Origin of the sequence: Marivita cryptomonadis, assembly GCF_002115725.1 — a bacterium.
GTDB lineage: Bacteria > Pseudomonadota > Alphaproteobacteria > Rhodobacterales > Rhodobacteraceae > Marivita > Marivita cryptomonadis.
In genome coordinates this window covers 210,143-225,828 of the sequence record NZ_JFKD01000004.1, presented here as the reverse complement: position 1 = coordinate 225,828, position 15,686 = coordinate 210,143, and the positions used below count along the sequence as shown (strand labels likewise).

The following is a 15,686-nucleotide window of genomic DNA, read 5'->3' as shown; positions in this document are numbered from 1 at the left end:
TTCTTATTTCTCGCTTTCCACAAGCCCACGGATGAACAGCTTTTGCATGCCGACAACCACGATCACCGGCGGCACCATCGCAAGGATCGAGGTCGCCATGATGACGGGCCAGTCGGCAATGTCATCGCCTGAAGGGAACATCTGCTTGATGCCCATGACGATGGTGTTCATGTCCGGATCGGTGGTGATCAGAAGCGGCCAGAGGTACTGGTTCCAGCCATAGATAAACAGGATGACGAAGAGCGCCGCGATATTCGTGCGGCTCATTGGCAGTAGAATGTCAAAGAAGAACCGCATCGGCCCTGCCCCATCGACCCGCGCCGCTTCGGCAAGTTCGTCCGGCACTGTCATGAAAAACTGCCGGAACAGGAAGGTTGCCGTCGCTGACGCAATCAACGGCAGGATCAGACCCTGATAGCTGTTCAGCATCCCGAAGTTTGCGATCACTTCGTAGGTCGGCACGATGCGCACCTCCACTGGCAGCATCAGCGTCAGGAAGATCAGCCAGAAGAACAGCTTTTTGCCGGGAAACTTGAAGTAGACAATCGCGAAAGCCGACAGTAGCGAGATCGCGATTTTCCCAATCGCAATACCCAAAGCCATGAACAGCGAATTGCCCAGCATCAACGCCACCGGCGCATTCACCCCGGCGGTCAGGGCTTTGGAGTAATTCTCGAAGAACTGGTCGCCGGGCCACAGCGGCATTGGTGGCCGCACGATTTCTGGTTGGCTGACGGTCGATGCGACGAAGGCCAGCCAGATTGGGAAGAAGATGAAGGCTACACCGATGATCAGACCCAGATGGGTCAGCCACAACCCGGCGCCGCGCTTTTCGACCATTCCAGTATGTTCAGCCATCAGTAATGCACCCTGCGTTCGATAAACTTGAACTGCACCACGGTCAGGATCGACACGATGAACAAAAGGATCACGGACTGCGCTGCAGACGAACCTAGGTCCTGACCGACAAACCCGTCGGAATAGACCTTGTAGACCAAGATTGTCGTAGCCTGCTGAGGACCGCCTGAGGTGATTGTGTGGATCACGCCAAAGGTTTCGAAGAAGGCGTAGATGATATTCACCACCAACAAAAAGAACGTTGTCGGAGACAAAAGCGGCCAGACGATAGTGCGGAACCGTGTCCAGAAATGCGCGCCGTCAATTGCGGCAGCCTCGATCACCGATTTCGGGATCGCTTGCAGTCCTGCAAGGAAAAAGAGGAAGTTGTAGCTGATGCGTCCCCAAGCGCTTGCCACGACGACAAGCCCCATCGCTTCGCCTTCGTTCAGAACATGGTTCCAGTCATAGCCCAGAAGGCCCAGATACCACGTCACGACACCGACGCGGGTGTTGAACATGAACAGCCACAGCACCCCGGCCACCGCCGGTGCCACGGCATAGGGCCAGATCAACAACGTGCGATACGTGCCTGACCCCTTGATCAGACGGTCGGCGAGAATAGCCAGATACAGCGCGACACCCATCGACACGACCGTAACAAGGATCGAGAATACAGCCGTCGTCACAAATGACGCGCGGTAATAGCGGTCCGACAACAGGTATTCGAAATTGCCCAAGCCCACCCATTGCATGGACAGGCCGAACGGATCGGGGATGAACAACGACTGCCAGATCGCCTGCCCCGCCGGATAGAAAAAGAAAATGGCGGTGATCAGGATTTGCGGCAGGACCAGCAGCAGCGGCAGCCAGATGCCTTTGAACGTAACGCGCTTTTCCATAAGGCCAAAGACGGCTGCCCCGGTGGTCCGGGGCAGCCTCTCCTTTAAACGTTGTTAACGGGACGCCTGCTCGAAACGACGCAGCAAGGCATTGCCACGCTCAACCGCGCTATCGAGCGCCGTTTGCGCGTCCTTGTCACCAGCCCAGACGGCTTCCAGTTCTTCGTCGATAATGCCACGGATCTGGTCGAACGACCCAAGGCGCAGGCCTTTCGAATTCGCTGTCGGTTCCTTGGCGGTCATCTGGATCACCGCGATATCGGTGCCAGGGTTCGCGTCATAGAACCCTTGGCTACGGGTCAGGTCACCGGCTTCGGACGTGATCGGCAGGTAGCCGGTGTCCTGGTGCCACTTGGCTTGGATTTCCGGGCTGGACAGAAAGTTCAGGAACGCAGCAACGCCTTTGTATTCCTCATCGCTCTGGCCTTCCATTACCCACAGCGAAGCACCACCGATGATGGTATTCTGCGGCTCACTTGCGACCGCAGACCAATAGGGCAGCGGGCGCACTTCAAATTCGAATTGGGCTTCGGACTTGATGCCCGCATAGCCCGCTGACGATTCCGTAAAGAGCGCACATTCCCCGGCGCGGAAGTTTGCACCGCCTTCGTTGCGACGACCAGCATAGATGAACTTGCCATCCTGGGCCCATTCACCCATCGCGCCAATATGCGCGACCTGTGCGGCGCTGTTGAACGCAAGCTCGGTGTCGGTGCCGTCAAATCCGTTGGCCTGGGTGGCGAAGGGTACATCGTGGTAGGCCGACAGGTTTTCGAGATGAATCCAGCTTTGCCATGCGGTCGTCATAGGACAATCCACGCCTGCGTCCTTAAGCTGACCCAGCACTGTCCCAACCTGTTCCCATGTGGACAGATCGGTATCGGGATCAATGCCTGCCTCTTGCAGCTTGTTACGGTTCACCCAAAGAACAGGTGTGGACGAATTGAACGGCAAAGACAGCATGTCGCCTTCCGGCGAGGTGTAATAGCCCGAAACTGAGCTGATGTATTTCGATTGGTCAAACTCGGCGCCTGCATCGGCCATAACCTGGTAGACCGGCTTGACCGCACCTTTGGCGGCCATCATCGTCGCTGTGCCCACTTCGAACACCATCAGAATGTCCGGCTGCTCACCTGCGCGGAACGCGGCGATCCCGGCGTTGAGCGTTTCCGAGTAGTTCCCTTTATGCGTCGCAACCACAGTGTAGTCGGATTGCGCGTTATTGAATGTCTCGACCTGTTCGGCCACGAGTTCGCCAAGGCGACCGGTAAAGGCATGCCAGAACTCGACTTCGGTCTGAGCCATTGCAGACTGGGCAGACCCCAGTACGGCCGCTGCGGCAAGAACGCTGATCGTATGTTTCATTTGTATTTCCCTCTTTGGCTGGACGTCTTGGGCGGGCAAGCCGCCACAGTTTCGCGATTTGATATCGCGTTTGGTAGAACAGGCATGACACAGCTTTGTGTCATGGCCGCTCCACGATGAAATCGGGCACGATACCAGTGGCCAAAACGGCCTTTTCGGCATCCTGTCCGGCAAAGAAACCGTATTGCGCAATCAGTGCGGACGAGATCCCGATATTGCGTGCCCCAAGAATGTCGGTGTGAAGGCTATCCCCGACCATCAAAACACGAGACCGATCCACGTCCCCCAGACGTTTAAAGGCCAGATCAAAAATATCCGGAAACGGCTTGCCGTAGAACTCCGGCGTGATGCCGGTGCGATCGGCCAGACGATGGGCAAAGTGACCGGGCTCAACCGAGAACCCTGTTTCGCGCGGAGCCACGATATCGGGGTTGCCAACAAGCACCGGACGCGGGCGTTTTCTCAGAGAGTCCTCCAAAAGCGCTTGACGCTCTTCCGTCCAAGCGGCGCTGCCAACCAGAAGGATACCCTCGACCGCATCATAGGGCGCTGGATCTTCTTCCAGATACGTGAGGTTCAGATCTTCGAGATCGCGCAAGCCTGTGCTACGCGTGGCCATCAGCCCCCAATGCAGGTTCTGTCGTCCATTCAACCCCGCCAACAAGGTCACGCGGCTGGTGATCACGTCATCCGGGGCAAAGTCATATCCAAGCCGCGTGTACTTTTCCATCAGCGCGGCATGAGGAAACCCTGCCGCGTTGGAGACAACCAACACGCGTTTGCCAGCCGCCTTCAGGTTCCTGATCCGCTCCGGGGTTCCGGGAATGGCGGCCTCTCCGATGTTGAGCACACCAAAGGCGTCCAGAAGGAACACGTCGAACCCATCGGCGATATCCGCGAGCGTTGCCGCACGTCGGAACGCAGTGCCCGATGGCGCAACCAACGGCAGGCGATGCCGCACCGCCTCGTAGGCCTCAAAGGCTGTTTCGGTCGACATCACCGTCAAATGATCGCTCCTCGGACTTTTGCAGACACCCATTCGCTGAGGACGACAGCCGCGAGGATGACAAGCAGGATCAGGCTGACCTGAGGCCACGCAAGCACGTTGAGCGACGACGACAGTTGCAGACCGATCCCGCCAGCACCAACCAAACCCAAAACCGTGGATTCTCGAATGTTGATGTCCCAGCGGAACACCGCAACACCGGCAAAAGCGGGCATGATCTGCGGCACGATCCCATAGGCCATAACCTGCCAGCGCGACGCGCCTGTGGCTGTGATCGCTTCGACCTGTGCGTGGTCAATCTCTTCGATGGCTTCGTAAAGCAATTTCGCACAAAACCCGATGGACCGGATCGCAATGGCGATGACACCGGCAAAGACACCGGGTCCGATGATTGCAATCAACAACAATGCCCAGATCAGTGAATTGATCGACCGCGTCGACACGATAATGAGCAAAGCAACGGGCCGGATAAATAGCGCCGAGGGTGTTGTGTTGCGCGCCGCAAGGAACGCGACCGGCACCGCAAGAAACAGGGCGATGATCGTGCCCAATGTCGCGATGTTCAACGTGTCCCAGATCGGGCGACCCAATTGGGTGATGTATTCCCAACGTGGCGGTGTCGCGCGGGTCCAGATGTCATTCGCGATGCGCGGTGCGTCCCAGACGAAGAACCATGTGGTCGATTGCGAGATGATTTGCCAACAAATGGCGAACACGAGGAGCCCCAAAAGCCAGCCGAACCAGCGCACCAGCTTTTCGCGCAAAGTGTGCCGACGCCAGATCTGTGCGCCGTCTTTCTCGAGCACTGGCATTACTGGACCCTCGCCCGAATGACGCCCGACAGGTATTCCAGCGCCATAACAATCCCGATGATCAGGATCAGGATGGCCGCTGCAGTGTCGTACTCGTACCGATCAAACGCCGTGTTAAGCGTTGCGCCAATACCGCCGGCGCCCACCAGTCCAAGGATGGCGCTCTCGCGGAAATTGATGTCGACGCGGTATATGGACAATCCAACAAGTCGTGGCATGACTTGCGGTTGCACACCGTAATTGATCCATTGCATCCACTTTGCGCCTGACGCCTTGATCGCTTCTGCTTGAACCTTGTCCATCGATTCAATGTCTTCAGCCAAGAGCTTGGACAAGAAACCGATCGTGGCAAACGACAGGGTCAGGAAGCCGGCCAAGGGACCAAATCCAAAGATTGCGACCAAAAGGATGGCCACGATGATTTCCTGCAAGGCGCGGCTGATCGCAACGATCCCTCGGCAGATCACATAGACCGGCAGCGGCGCAATGTTGCGGGCTGCACCCAGACCAATCGGAATCGAGATCAGGATACCCACGACCGATGCGGCAACGGTCATCACGATGCTTTCCAGCAAGCCTTCCCAGATATCACTGGCACGGCTCACGAAGTCGGGCTTGGTGAAGGCCAACACGAATTGCCACCCGCGATCCAAACCTTCGTAGACGCGCCCCCAATCGACCTCGATGGTCATGAAGGCGGCGATTAGGTATGCGATGAACCCGACGATCAGGCTCAATCGCAACGCAGGGTTCGTGACAAAGTGCGGCTTGCGCCACTTCGTACCCAGCATATCGTCCAATTCACGGTGGCTCATTGTGCGGCCTCGACCTCTTCGTCGTCCTCGACAGCTTCAATGGTCGCCTCCCAGTCTTCCTCTCCGTAAATTTCGGTCAGCTTTTCGGCAGTCAACGCCGCCGGCACACCGTCGAAGACGATCTCTCCGAAGCGCAGACCAACGATGCGCGGCACAAACATCTGCGCCAGCGCCACATCGTGAATGTTGATGATCGCCGCCAGCCCGCGTTCACGACAAAGTTCGGTAATCAACCGCATGATCTGACGGCTGGTCTTGGGGTCAAGCGACGCGGTCGGCTCGTCCACCAGCAAAAGCTTGGGGTTTTGAATCAACGCACGGCAGATCCCGACACGCTGGCGCTGCCCTCCTGACAATTCGTCGGCGCGCTTGTCGGCCATATGCAACAGCCCCACCCGGTCGAGCAGACGAAACGCCTCGTCCACATCCGCCTGCGGATAGCGTCGCAGGAAGCTGCGCCAGAAACCGACATAGCCCAGACGCCCCGAAAGCACGTTTTCCATCACCGTCAAGCGTTCGACCAGCGCGTACTCCTGAAAGATCATCCCCATCTCGCGCCGCGCCCGCCGCAAGGCGCCCGGACCAAGTTTGGTTAGATCCGTGTTCTCCAGAATCACAGCACCGCTTGTCGGTTCGACCAACCGATTGATGCAGCGGATCATGGTGGATTTGCCAGCGCCAGACGGGCCGATCAAGGCCAGAACCTGACCTTTGGGCACTTCGAGATCAATTGCTTTCAGCGCTTGATCACCGGTCTTGTATGTTTTTGTAAGCTTTTGAAGACGCAGCATAAGAAGGCCCCTAACGCGGCAATGTGACAGGCCCATGACGGGCCTGCCTTTCGTCGGAAAGTTGGATTATTCGCAGGCGTAAGACACGCCGTTGGCTGCGTCGATCTTGCGGATCACGTCCCAGAATTCCTTGTAGGTCATCGGCAGGAACTGACCCTCGTTCGACTTTTCGAACTCGGCCTTGAGCGATGTGCCTTCCCATTCGAAATTGAAAAACGCGTTCTTGATCTTGTCTTTCAATTCGGGTGCCAGATTGTGCGCCGTGCCGAAACCAGTGGTCGGGAAGGTCTGCGATTTGTAGATCGAGGTGACCTGATCAGGCGTAATCACTTCGCGCTCGATCATCCGGCTCATGACCGAGTTGGCGATCGCGGCGGCCGGGTAATCCTTGTTGGCCACCCCGAGGATGGAGTTGTCATGCTTGCCCGAGAAAACCGGCTCGAAATCGCGTTCGGCTTCAAGGCCGAATTCCGCCTTCAGAATTGCAGACGGTGCTTTGAAGCCCGAATTGGATGTGGGCGAGGTGAACGCCAACTGCGTGCCCTTGATGTCTGCGGGGGATGTGATCCCCGATCCGGGATACGTGATGATTTCCATCTCATAGCCAAAATTGCCGTCGTCCGACGCCATGATGGTGAACGGGTTGAAACCTGCGCAGTTCACGGCCAGCGGGTTGGACCCGGTGTTGAAGCCCGCGATGTGCAGACGTCCCGAACGCATTGCCTCGATCTGAGCCGCGTTGTTCTGAACCGGGAAGAAAACAACCGACTTTCCGGTTTCAGCTTCCAAATGAGTCAGAAAATCCGACCACGCCTCTTTGTAGACCGCAGGGTCTTCCACCGGAGTGTACGCAAAGATGAGCGTGTCCGGGTCAACAAGATCTGCCGGGTCAGTCGGTGTATCGGCCAGCAGATCACCGTCGACGTCGCAGAAACGATCATCCAGATCGCCACGCGGACAATCTTGTGCGGACGCCGTCGTGCCAAACGACATCAAGGCAAGTGCCGATGCGCCCAACAAGAGTTTGATATCCAGTTTCATGTGTCTTTCCTCCCAAGAATGCGGCGTTTTTCGCCGTTTAACGTTGTCTTCTAGTCATGCGTCACGGGCGACGATCACCTCCACATCTGCCCCGTCCAGCGCCGCCAACAGGTCTCCTTTCGGACGCGCATCCACGACGATGGAATTGAGGTCAGCCATTTCTCCCACATGGGCCAACCCCTTGCGGCCAAATTTGCGCGAGTCGATCAGCAGGTGCCGTTTGGCAGCCCGGCTGAGCATCATCCGCTTGACCGCAGCAAAGCCACGCACCGTCTCCGAAGGACCTTCCGAAGACAGGCCCGATGCACCAATCATACAGCGATCCACGTTGAAGCGCGCCAGAAACTCGAGCGTTTCGGTCCCGATCACCGCCGATTCCGCAGCCAGATATTCGCCCGGACACAACAGCACTTCGGGTGCGCCATGGCCAATTGTCATGGCAACCGGGATCGAGTTCGTAATCACCGTGCATTGCGTGCCACGAAAGGCCAAAGCCCGCGCAAGCTGAATGGTGGTGGACCCGGAATCGATCATCACCGTCTCACCATCCTGCACCAATTCGGCAGCTTTGAGGCCGATGCGTTCGCGTTCTTCGATATGTGCGTTGGTGCGTTCATCCAGACCCGGATAATGCCCCTGCGAAGGGGCCGAAGCGCCCCCATGCGCCCGCGAGATCAGGCCATCATCGCAAAGCGCGTCAACATCACGTCGCACGGTCTCGGTCGAGACGTTGAAACGGCGCGCCAGCTCGCTGATGCGCACGTGAGGACGCAACTTTAGCTCGAGTAGGATTTGACGACGGCGATCGGACTTCTTGAGCCGGACGGGTCCGGTCTCTGCATTGAAGTCCTGAGTTTCTGTGTTTGACATGTGTCGCCCCGACTCGAATGTTTTGCCAGTTTTGTGGTCTTTCCTGCATTTTGCAAATATTTTTGTTGCATAAGCCTCATCAGAGTGCTCAGATTTTTACAAACACCAAACCATGGAAGGTGCATCGCTCGATATGCTTCGGCACTACGCTGGTACGGACATTCCAAAATGATCGTCCTCGCAGCACAACTTGCAGCGGCGGTCGCGTTGCTGATGTGGTCAACGCGGCTGATCCGAACCGGTGTCGAACGCGCTTTCATGCCCGAGCTCAAATCAGGCCTGAAACGCCTTTCGGGGAATTCGGTATCCGCCGCGGCCGGTGGGAGCTTTGCCGCAATGATCATGCAAAGCGCTACGGCCGTCGCCCTGATCAGCGCAGGCTTTGCGGTATCAGGAATGTTGGCCCCCCATACCGCGCTCGCCTTGGTTTTGGGCGCTGAATTGGGCTCTGCCCTGATGACCCGTGTGCTGATCCTGCCGGTCGACGCAGTTCTTCCTTTCGCGCTTCTGATCGGGGTCACAGCGTTCTTCAAGGCGCATTCCCGCAAGACCAAACAAGTCGGGCGCATCATCATCGGCCTCGCGCTTGTGTTCATTTCGCTGGGCATGATCCGCGAAGCGACGGCACCCATTGGCGACAACGCCATCATCCAAAGCATCGCAAGCTATTTCAGAGATGACCTCGTCAGCGCATATGTGCTTGGGGCAGTGCTGACTTGGGCGATGCATTCCAGCCTTGCCGCTGTTCTGACCTTTGCCACCTTCGCTGCAACAGGTCTGATCACCGCCCCTGTGGCTGCGGCGCTGGTCATTGGCGCAAACCTTGGCGGGGCTGCCATTCCGTTTGCATTGTTGTGGACAGCGGAACGTCCCGCCCGGTTGATTGCGCTGGGGAATCTTGTGGCGCGCGGCAGCATGACATTGGTCTTCCTGATCGTTCTGATCAGCGGGTCGGTCGATCTGGGCATGCTGGGCGCTGGTGCAGCACAGCAGGTGGTGGCACTGCACATCTTGCTGAACGGAACGCTGCTTCTGGTCGCACTCCCGCTTGTTACACCAATCACCCGCCTCGCCAACGCGACGCTCCCTCGTCACAGCATGCCAGAGTCGACCTCGCTCAGCGCGCTGGACCCGGATGCACTTGACCATCCGCCTTTGGCTTTGGCCTGTGCGCAGCGCGAACTGTTGCGCATGTCGGAAACCGTGCAGGCTATTCTGCTGTCAGTGATGCACCTTTTCCGCGACTGGGATCCGGAACAAGCGCGCATGATCGAACGCCGCGAAGACGAGATCGACCGCATGCATTTCGAGACCAAGATTTATGTCTCGCGCTTGCGCGAAACCAACATCAAACCGGAACAGGACAAAAAGACCCTGGAAATCGTGGCGATGGCCAACAGCCTTGAAGAAGCCGCTGACCGTATTGCGGTGAATCTTGTCGGATTGGCCAAGAAGATGTCGGATGAAGCCATCACCTTTTCCGATGAAGGTCTTGCGGACATCGCGCATTTTCACGATCAGATCGTCACCAATGGCCAACTTGCTCTCAGCGTTCTGACCACCGGAGATGCCGAAGCCGCGCGGCAACTTGTGGCTGAAAAGGATCGCATCCGCATCGAGGAACAAAAGCTTCAGGAACGCCACCTAAAGCGCCTGCAACGCGGGGCCATTGCCAGTGTCGAAACGACCAATATCCATCAGGAAACATTGCGCGTGCTCAAACAGATCAACGCCGCGCTGACCTATGTCGCCTATCCCATCGCCGAAGAAACCGGCGACCTGCTTGAAAGCCGCCTTGCCCGCCCCCGCAGCGTTGGAGGTTCGGCATGAGCAAGGCTAAGGCGACACCGGTGACCGACCAGATCGCAGCGCTTCCAGTGCATTGGGACAAGAACGGCAAACTGCGCGTTCTCATGGTCACATCGCGGGACCGGGGACGCTGGGTGATGCCCAAAGGCTGGCAAATGGACGGCACCAAGCCGTGGCGCGCCGCCGAAATCGAAGCCTTGGAAGAGGCCGGGGCTATCGGGTTTATCTCGGACACACCGATTGGCCACTATCATTACGACAAGCGTATGGACGACGGCACGAAGACCCCCTGCCGCGTGACACTTTATCCGATGGTTGTCGAAAAACTGAAACGCCGCTGGAAAGAAAGCAAACAAAGAAAGCGGCATTGGTTCTCGCCCAAGAAGGCAGCGAAACTGGTCGAAGAAAAAGAACTGGCGATGCTTCTTCGCGATGTCGCTGACAAGCGAACCACGATCGCCGCAATCGAGGACATGCGAAAATCGGCATAACGTCGAGCACATAAAACACCGGGAAACCCGGGCAAGTTGAACTCAATGGGAGGAAACGTAATGAAGAAATTAACCACAACAGCCCTCGGGACTGTCATCGCGCTGGCCGCGTCGATGTCCGCGGCGCAAGCCGAGAAACTGACGCTGTATTGTTCGGCGCAGGAAGAGTGGTGCCAACTGATGGCGCGCGGCTTTGAAGACGCAACCGGCATCGACGTGAACATGACCCGGAAATCCTCGGGCGAAACCTTTGCGCAGATCCGCGCCGAGTCGTCGAACCCGAAGGGTGACGTCTGGTGGGGCGGCACGGGCGACCCCCATTTGCAGGCCGCCGAAGAAGGTCTGACCATGGAATATGTCTCGCCGATGCGGGGCGAATTGCATGACTGGGCCATTTCCCAAGCCGAAAGCGCGGGCAACCGAACCATCGGCATCTATTCTGGTGCGCTTGGCTATGGCTACAACACCGACCTTTTGGCCGCCAACAACCTGCCCGAGCCGGCGTGTTGGAAAGACCTTCTGAAGCCCGAATACAAGGGCCACGTTCAGATGGCGAACCCGAATTCGTCAGGCACTGCGTACACCACGCTCGCCTCCATGGTGCAGATCTTCGGCGAGGACGAAGGGTTCGATTTCATGAAAGGCCTGCACGCCAATATCAACCAGTACACCAAGTCGGGCTCTGCCCCGATCAAGGCGGCGGGCCGGGGCGAAAGCACCATCGGCATCGTCTTCATGCATGACGCCGTGGCACAGGCCGTCGCAGGTTTCCCGATCAAGGTTGTGGCCCCTTGCGAAGGCACGGGTTATGAGATCGGCTCCATGTCCATCATCGACGGGGCGCGCAACGAAGACGAAGCCAAGGCCTTCTACGACTGGGCGCTGAGTGCAGACGCGCAGAACCTCGCGCTTCAGGTCAACGCCTTCCAGGTCCCGTCCAACAAGGGCGCGCAAACCTCGGACAGCGCGCCGGACATGTCGACGATCAAACTGATCAACTACGACTTCAAGAAGTACGGATCGTCCGACGAACGTAAGCGGCTGTTGCAGAAGTGGGACGAAGACGTCTCGACCCTGCCGCAGTAAGTGCGCGCTTCTACGACTGATAAGACCACCCACCCGGCATTGATCTTCTGGATCGTCGCCGGGTGGGTCGGCTACTGCCTTCTGCCTTGGTACATGGTGGAGGACGGCCTTTGGTCGTTCGAATGGCTGTTCGGTGGCTATCCCTTCGATGCCGACTATGCGCCAGCCGCCTTTCTGATCGGACAAGGCGAGAAAATCTGGCTTGCCCCACTTCTCATCCCACTGACCCTGCCCATTCTGGTGCTGGGCCGCGTCAAGTCCGACCCGCTTTATTCCGGCATTTTGATCCTGTCCGGCGCTTTGGGCTTTGGCTGGTTGATCGCGCAGGGCTTCTCGATTGGTATCCGAGGCTTTAACTACGATTGGCTGGCGTCGCTCTTTGGCGACATCCGCCTGCGCCAATTCGGCATGGGCTACGGCGCGATGATCTGTGCCTCTGCCTTTCTGTTTCTTCTGACCCAAGGCATCGCCGCACGGGGTGCAATCAATGGTGACGTGTTCGTGGTCAGCGCCATTGGCGGCGTCATCACGATCGTGACCGCCTTCGTGTTCTTCCCCATCGCAAAAATGCTGTTCGCCGCGTTTGTGACAGAGGACGGCGCCTATTCTATTTCGGTCTTCTTTGCCAAGTTCTTCGACGACCGCTTGTGGGGGCTCGGATGCTTATGGGGTGCACGCTGTGGCGCCGCTTGGAACTCGCTCTTCCTTGCGATCATGGTGGGCTTCATCACCACAGCGCTTGGCCTTGCGTTTGCGCTGGTCGTCACCCGTTCTGGCTTTCGCTATAAGCGTGCGCTGCGCGCCCTGACCGTATTGCCAATCATCACGCCGCCCTTCGTGATCGGCCTCGCGCTGATCCTTCTGTTCGGATTGTCCGGAACCGTCACCCAGTACTTTGCAGAGCTGTTCGGGATGCAACCCACACGCTGGCTGTATGGTATGCCCGGCGTCCTGATCGCCCAGACCCTTGCCTTCACGCCCATCGCCTTTCTGGTGCTGATCGGCGTGGTCGAAGGGGTCTCGCCGTCAATGGAAGAAGCCGCGCAAACCCTGCGCGCGAACCGGTGGCAGACGTTCAAGACGGTCTCCCTGCCGCTCATGCGCCCCGGTCTGGCCAATGCTTTCCTGCTAGGTTTCATCGAAAGCATGGCCGATTTTGGCAATCCGCTGGTTCTGGGCGGCAATTTCGACGTTCTGTCGACCGAGATTTTCTTTGCCATCGTAGGTGCCCAGTATGACCAAGGGCGCGCCGCCGTGTTGGCGATCGTGCTGCTGTTCTTCACCCTGTCGGCGTTTTACGCGCAGCGTATGTGGCTCGGTAAGAAAAGCTACACCACCGTCACTGGCAAAGGGGATTCAGGGGTGCATCCGCTGATGCCCAACGGCCTTGCCATTCCGGTGATGATTGTTGCCCTAGGCTGGGCACTGTTCACCGCTGCAGTCTATGCGATGATCATTTATGGCAGCGTGGTAGAGCTTTGGGGCGTCAACAATTCGCTGACGTTCAAGCACTACGTGACCGCGTTCTCCGTACGTTTTGAGGAGGAAGGCATCCGCTGGACCGGTGCCGCTTGGGACAGTTTCTGGACCACCATCACCATCGCCGCGATTGCCGCCCCGCTCACAGCCGCGGTAGGTCTGGTGACGGCCTACCTGCTGACCCGCCAAAGCTTTGCGGGCAAGAACGCCTTTGAATTTGGCACGATGCTGTCCTTTGCCATCCCCGGAACGGTGATCGGCGTCAGCTATATCCTTGCCTTCAACGTACCGCCCATCGAGATCACCGGAACCGGTGTGATCCTTGTGATCAGTTTCATCTTCCGCAACATGCCGGTTGGCGTTCGGGCGGGTATTGCGTCCATGTCTCAACTCGACCGAAGCCTTGACGAGTCTTCGCTCACTCTGGGTGCGAACTCGTGGCAGACCTTTCGGCGGATCATCCTGCCGTTGCTGCGGCCGGCGATCCTTGCCGCGTTGGTCTACAGCTTTGTGCGGGCAATGACCGCGATCTCGGCCGTGATCTTTCTTGTTTCGGCCGAATACGACATGGCCACCAGCTATATCATCGGGCGGGTCGAGAATAACGACTACGGCCTCGCAATCGCCTATTCCACCACGCTGATTTTCGTGATGTTGGCAGCCGTTGGCTTGCTGCAATTGCTGGTGGGTCGGGTTCAGATCGGGCGACGAATGAGCCAGTCCCGGACCACGTCTCAGGAGGAGCCGACATGACGATTCAATCGAAAGCCGCACCTGTCCGCTTTGACGGCGTCTCAAAAGTCTTTGGCAAAGATGTCCGCGCCGTCGACAATATCGACCTGCATGTCGAAGCCGGGAAACTCGTAACCCTGCTTGGCCCGTCCGGCTGCGGCAAGACAACGACATTGCGGATGATCGCAGGCCTTGAGATGGCGACTTCGGGCAAGATCCTGATTGGCGACCGCGACGTGACCAAGCTGCCCGCAACGGACCGTGACGTGTCGATGGTGTTTCAGTCCTACGCGTTGTTTCCACATATGACGGTGTTGGAGAACGTCATGTACGGCCTCACCTTTTCCGGTTTTGCCAAGGATGAGGCCCGCAGCCGGGCGCTGACAGGGCTGGACCTGGTGGGGCTTAAAGGATTTGACACCCGCCTGCCCTCCGAACTGTCCGGCGGACAGCAACAGCGCGTGGCCGTTGCCCGCGCGCTGGTTCTGGAACCGCAGGTACTTCTCTTCGACGAACCACTCTCTAACCTCGACGCAAAACTGCGCCGCCAAGTCCGCGAAGACATCCGCGCGATCCAGAAAGACCTCGGTCTGACCGTGGTTTATGTCACCCACGATCAGGAAGAGGCACTGGCCGTCTCGGACGAAATTGTCGTGATGCGCAATGCCGCCATTGCACAAATGGGAACGCCCCGGCAGCTTTACGATGCGCCCAATGACCGGTTCGTTGCCGACTTCATTGGCGAGGCGAACCTGCTCGCCTGCAATATCATCTCAGTCGATGGACACATGGCCACCATCGAGATCGAGGGCTATCGCCACACCCTGCCCTCGCGCGGCCTGTCACCCGGTGCGGCCACTATCGCCGTGCGACCGTCACGTCTGGTGATCGATGCAGGTGACGGTGTGCCAGCCACCGTCGCCAAGGCAACCTATGTCGGTGTGCGCATGGAGTACACGCTCACAGGTGAATTCGGTCAGGTCTTCGCCGTGCATGAAAACGTCGACACGCCTCTTGAACCGGGGACCGAAGTGCGGATGGGGTTTGCCGCAAAGGGCCCGGTACTTTTGCCCGAATAGATGCCACGCCTTTTGATCATCACGCATCCAGAGGTCACGATTGATCCAGAAGTGCCCGTTCATGATTGGGGGTTGAACGAAACAGGTCGACATCGCGCCGCCCTTTTTGCCGCGTCCGATCAGATGGCGGCAGTCACGCATATCTGGTCCAGTGCCGAAACAAAGGCGCGCGACACGGCAGACATTCTTGCCAGATCTCGTGATTTGCCCATCGCCGTGGATGCACGCCTTGGCGAGAACGACCGACGCGCAACCGGCTTTCTTCCGCCGCCACAGTTTGAGGCTGCCGCCAATGCCTTCTTTGCCAACCCCAATACTAGCTTCAACGGCTGGGAAACCGCCACTGACGCCCAAGCGCGGATCGTTCGCGCGGTTCAAGACATCGCCTCACAACACACCGGCGGCGATCTGGCCATTGCCACACATGGCGCTGTCGGCACCCTGCTCTATTGCCAGCTTCAAGGATTGGCCATCGACCGCGCCCACGATCAACCGGGACAGGGGCATTACTGGACCGCTGATCTGACGTCCCTTCGTCCAGATCACGGCTGGAAACCGATCGCCTGACCTG

The 15,686-nt window shown here is 58.1% G+C and carries 15 protein-coding genes; 6 read left to right on the top strand and 9 right to left on the bottom strand.

Going from position 1 to position 15,686, the window contains the following annotated elements:
• Positions 1-3: 3 nt before the first annotated feature.
• From ugpE to MCRY_RS06455, 9 genes are all read right to left on the bottom strand, one after another.
• Positions 4-840: a sn-glycerol-3-phosphate ABC transporter permease UgpE gene (ugpE, locus tag MCRY_RS06495; RefSeq protein ID WP_085628727.1), complete on the bottom strand. Its 837-nt coding sequence runs from the start codon at positions 838-840 to the stop codon at positions 4-6.
• A 17-nt stretch (positions 841-857) separates the two neighbouring features.
• On the bottom strand, positions 858-1,739 hold the full coding sequence (gene ugpA, locus MCRY_RS06490) for a sn-glycerol-3-phosphate ABC transporter permease UgpA (protein WP_085628675.1): 882 nt from the start codon (positions 1,737-1,739) through the stop codon (positions 858-860).
• A 54-nt stretch (positions 1,740-1,793) separates the two neighbouring features.
• On the bottom strand, positions 1,794-3,104 hold the full coding sequence (ugpB, locus tag MCRY_RS06485) for a sn-glycerol-3-phosphate ABC transporter substrate-binding protein UgpB (protein WP_085628674.1): 1,311 nt from the start codon (positions 3,102-3,104) through the stop codon (positions 1,794-1,796).
• A 100-nt stretch (positions 3,105-3,204) separates the two neighbouring features.
• Entirely contained in the window at positions 3,205-4,101 is an 897-nt protein-coding gene (locus tag MCRY_RS06480; RefSeq protein WP_238939642.1) for an HAD-IIA family hydrolase, read from the bottom strand.
• Between the two features lie 5 nt (positions 4,102-4,106).
• The gene (gene phnE, locus MCRY_RS06475) at positions 4,107-4,922 is read right to left on the bottom strand and encodes a phosphonate ABC transporter, permease protein PhnE (RefSeq protein ID WP_085628672.1); all 816 of its coding nucleotides are present in this window, start codon (positions 4,920-4,922) and stop codon (positions 4,107-4,109) included.
• Complete coding sequence (gene phnE / locus MCRY_RS06470) at positions 4,922-5,737, bottom strand: phosphonate ABC transporter, permease protein PhnE (RefSeq protein WP_085628671.1); 816 nt, start codon at positions 5,735-5,737, stop codon at positions 4,922-4,924. Before phnE (MCRY_RS06470) ends, phnE (MCRY_RS06475) begins: the two co-directional genes overlap by 1 nt.
• Positions 5,734-6,528: a phosphonate ABC transporter ATP-binding protein gene (gene phnC, locus MCRY_RS06465; protein ID WP_085628670.1), complete on the bottom strand. Its 795-nt coding sequence runs from the start codon at positions 6,526-6,528 to the stop codon at positions 5,734-5,736. Before phnC ends, phnE (MCRY_RS06470) begins: the two co-directional genes overlap by 4 nt.
• Before the next feature lie 66 nt (positions 6,529-6,594).
• A complete protein-coding gene (gene phnD, locus MCRY_RS06460; protein ID WP_085628669.1) occupies positions 6,595-7,569 on the bottom strand; it encodes a phosphate/phosphite/phosphonate ABC transporter substrate-binding protein in 975 nt (324 codons plus the stop codon).
• A gap of 54 nt (positions 7,570-7,623) precedes the next feature.
• Positions 7,624-8,439, bottom strand: a complete 816-nt coding sequence (locus MCRY_RS06455; protein WP_085628668.1) for a DeoR/GlpR family DNA-binding transcription regulator — start codon at positions 8,437-8,439, stop codon at positions 7,624-7,626.
• A gap of 168 nt (positions 8,440-8,607) precedes the next feature.
• Between MCRY_RS06455 and MCRY_RS06450 the strand changes: the two genes are divergently transcribed.
• From MCRY_RS06450 to MCRY_RS06425, 6 genes are read left to right on the top strand one after another with little or no spacing between them, the layout of a single operon-like run.
• On the top strand, positions 8,608-10,269 hold the full coding sequence (locus tag MCRY_RS06450; protein ID WP_085628667.1) for a Na/Pi cotransporter family protein: 1,662 nt from the start codon (positions 8,608-8,610) through the stop codon (positions 10,267-10,269).
• Positions 10,266-10,739, top strand: coding sequence for an NUDIX hydrolase (locus tag MCRY_RS06445; protein WP_085628666.1), 474 nt, complete (start codon positions 10,266-10,268; stop codon positions 10,737-10,739). Before MCRY_RS06450 ends, MCRY_RS06445 begins: the two co-directional genes overlap by 4 nt.
• Positions 10,740-10,799: 60 nt before the next feature.
• Positions 10,800-11,825, top strand: a complete 1,026-nt coding sequence (locus tag MCRY_RS06440) for an ABC transporter substrate-binding protein (RefSeq protein WP_085628665.1) — start codon at positions 10,800-10,802, stop codon at positions 11,823-11,825.
• The gene (locus tag MCRY_RS06435; RefSeq protein WP_085628664.1) at positions 11,826-14,057 is read left to right on the top strand and encodes an ABC transporter permease; all 2,232 of its coding nucleotides are present in this window, start codon (positions 11,826-11,828) and stop codon (positions 14,055-14,057) included.
• Positions 14,054-15,115 (top strand): ABC transporter ATP-binding protein, encoded by a 1,062-nt coding sequence (locus tag MCRY_RS06430; RefSeq protein ID WP_085628663.1) that lies wholly within the window; start codon positions 14,054-14,056, stop codon positions 15,113-15,115. Before MCRY_RS06435 ends, MCRY_RS06430 begins: the two co-directional genes overlap by 4 nt.
• Positions 15,116-15,682, top strand: coding sequence for a histidine phosphatase family protein (locus tag MCRY_RS06425; RefSeq protein WP_085628662.1), 567 nt, complete (start codon positions 15,116-15,118; stop codon positions 15,680-15,682).
• The last annotated feature ends 4 nt before the right edge of the window (positions 15,683-15,686 follow it).

Coding starts and splice junctions, on each gene's coding strand:
- MCRY_RS06425 (WP_085628662.1), top strand. CDS start 15,116: ATGCCACGCCTTTTGATCATCACGCATCCAGAGGTCACGATTGATCCA.
- ugpA (WP_085628675.1), bottom strand. CDS start 1,739: ATGGAAAAGCGCGTTACGTTCAAAGGCATCTGGCTGCCGCTGCTGCTG.
- phnC (WP_085628670.1), bottom strand. CDS start 6,528: ATGCTGCGTCTTCAAAAGCTTACAAAAACATACAAGACCGGTGATCAA.
- MCRY_RS06440 (WP_085628665.1), top strand. CDS start 10,800: ATGAAGAAATTAACCACAACAGCCCTCGGGACTGTCATCGCGCTGGCC.
- MCRY_RS06480 (WP_238939642.1), bottom strand. CDS start 4,101: ATGTCGACCGAAACAGCCTTTGAGGCCTACGAGGCGGTGCGGCATCGC.
- MCRY_RS06450 (WP_085628667.1), top strand. CDS start 8,608: ATGATCGTCCTCGCAGCACAACTTGCAGCGGCGGTCGCGTTGCTGATG.
- ugpB (WP_085628674.1), bottom strand. CDS start 3,104: ATGAAACATACGATCAGCGTTCTTGCCGCAGCGGCCGTACTGGGGTCT.
- phnE (WP_085628671.1), bottom strand. CDS start 5,737: ATGAGCCACCGTGAATTGGACGATATGCTGGGTACGAAGTGGCGCAAG.
- MCRY_RS06430 (WP_085628663.1), top strand. CDS start 14,054: ATGACGATTCAATCGAAAGCCGCACCTGTCCGCTTTGACGGCGTCTCA.
- phnD (WP_085628669.1), bottom strand. CDS start 7,569: ATGAAACTGGATATCAAACTCTTGTTGGGCGCATCGGCACTTGCCTTG.
- ugpE (WP_085628727.1), bottom strand. CDS start 840: ATGGTCGAAAAGCGCGGCGCCGGGTTGTGGCTGACCCATCTGGGTCTG.
- phnE (WP_085628672.1), bottom strand. CDS start 4,922: ATGCCAGTGCTCGAGAAAGACGGCGCACAGATCTGGCGTCGGCACACT.
- MCRY_RS06455 (WP_085628668.1), bottom strand. CDS start 8,439: ATGTCAAACACAGAAACTCAGGACTTCAATGCAGAGACCGGACCCGTC.
- MCRY_RS06445 (WP_085628666.1), top strand. CDS start 10,266: ATGAGCAAGGCTAAGGCGACACCGGTGACCGACCAGATCGCAGCGCTT.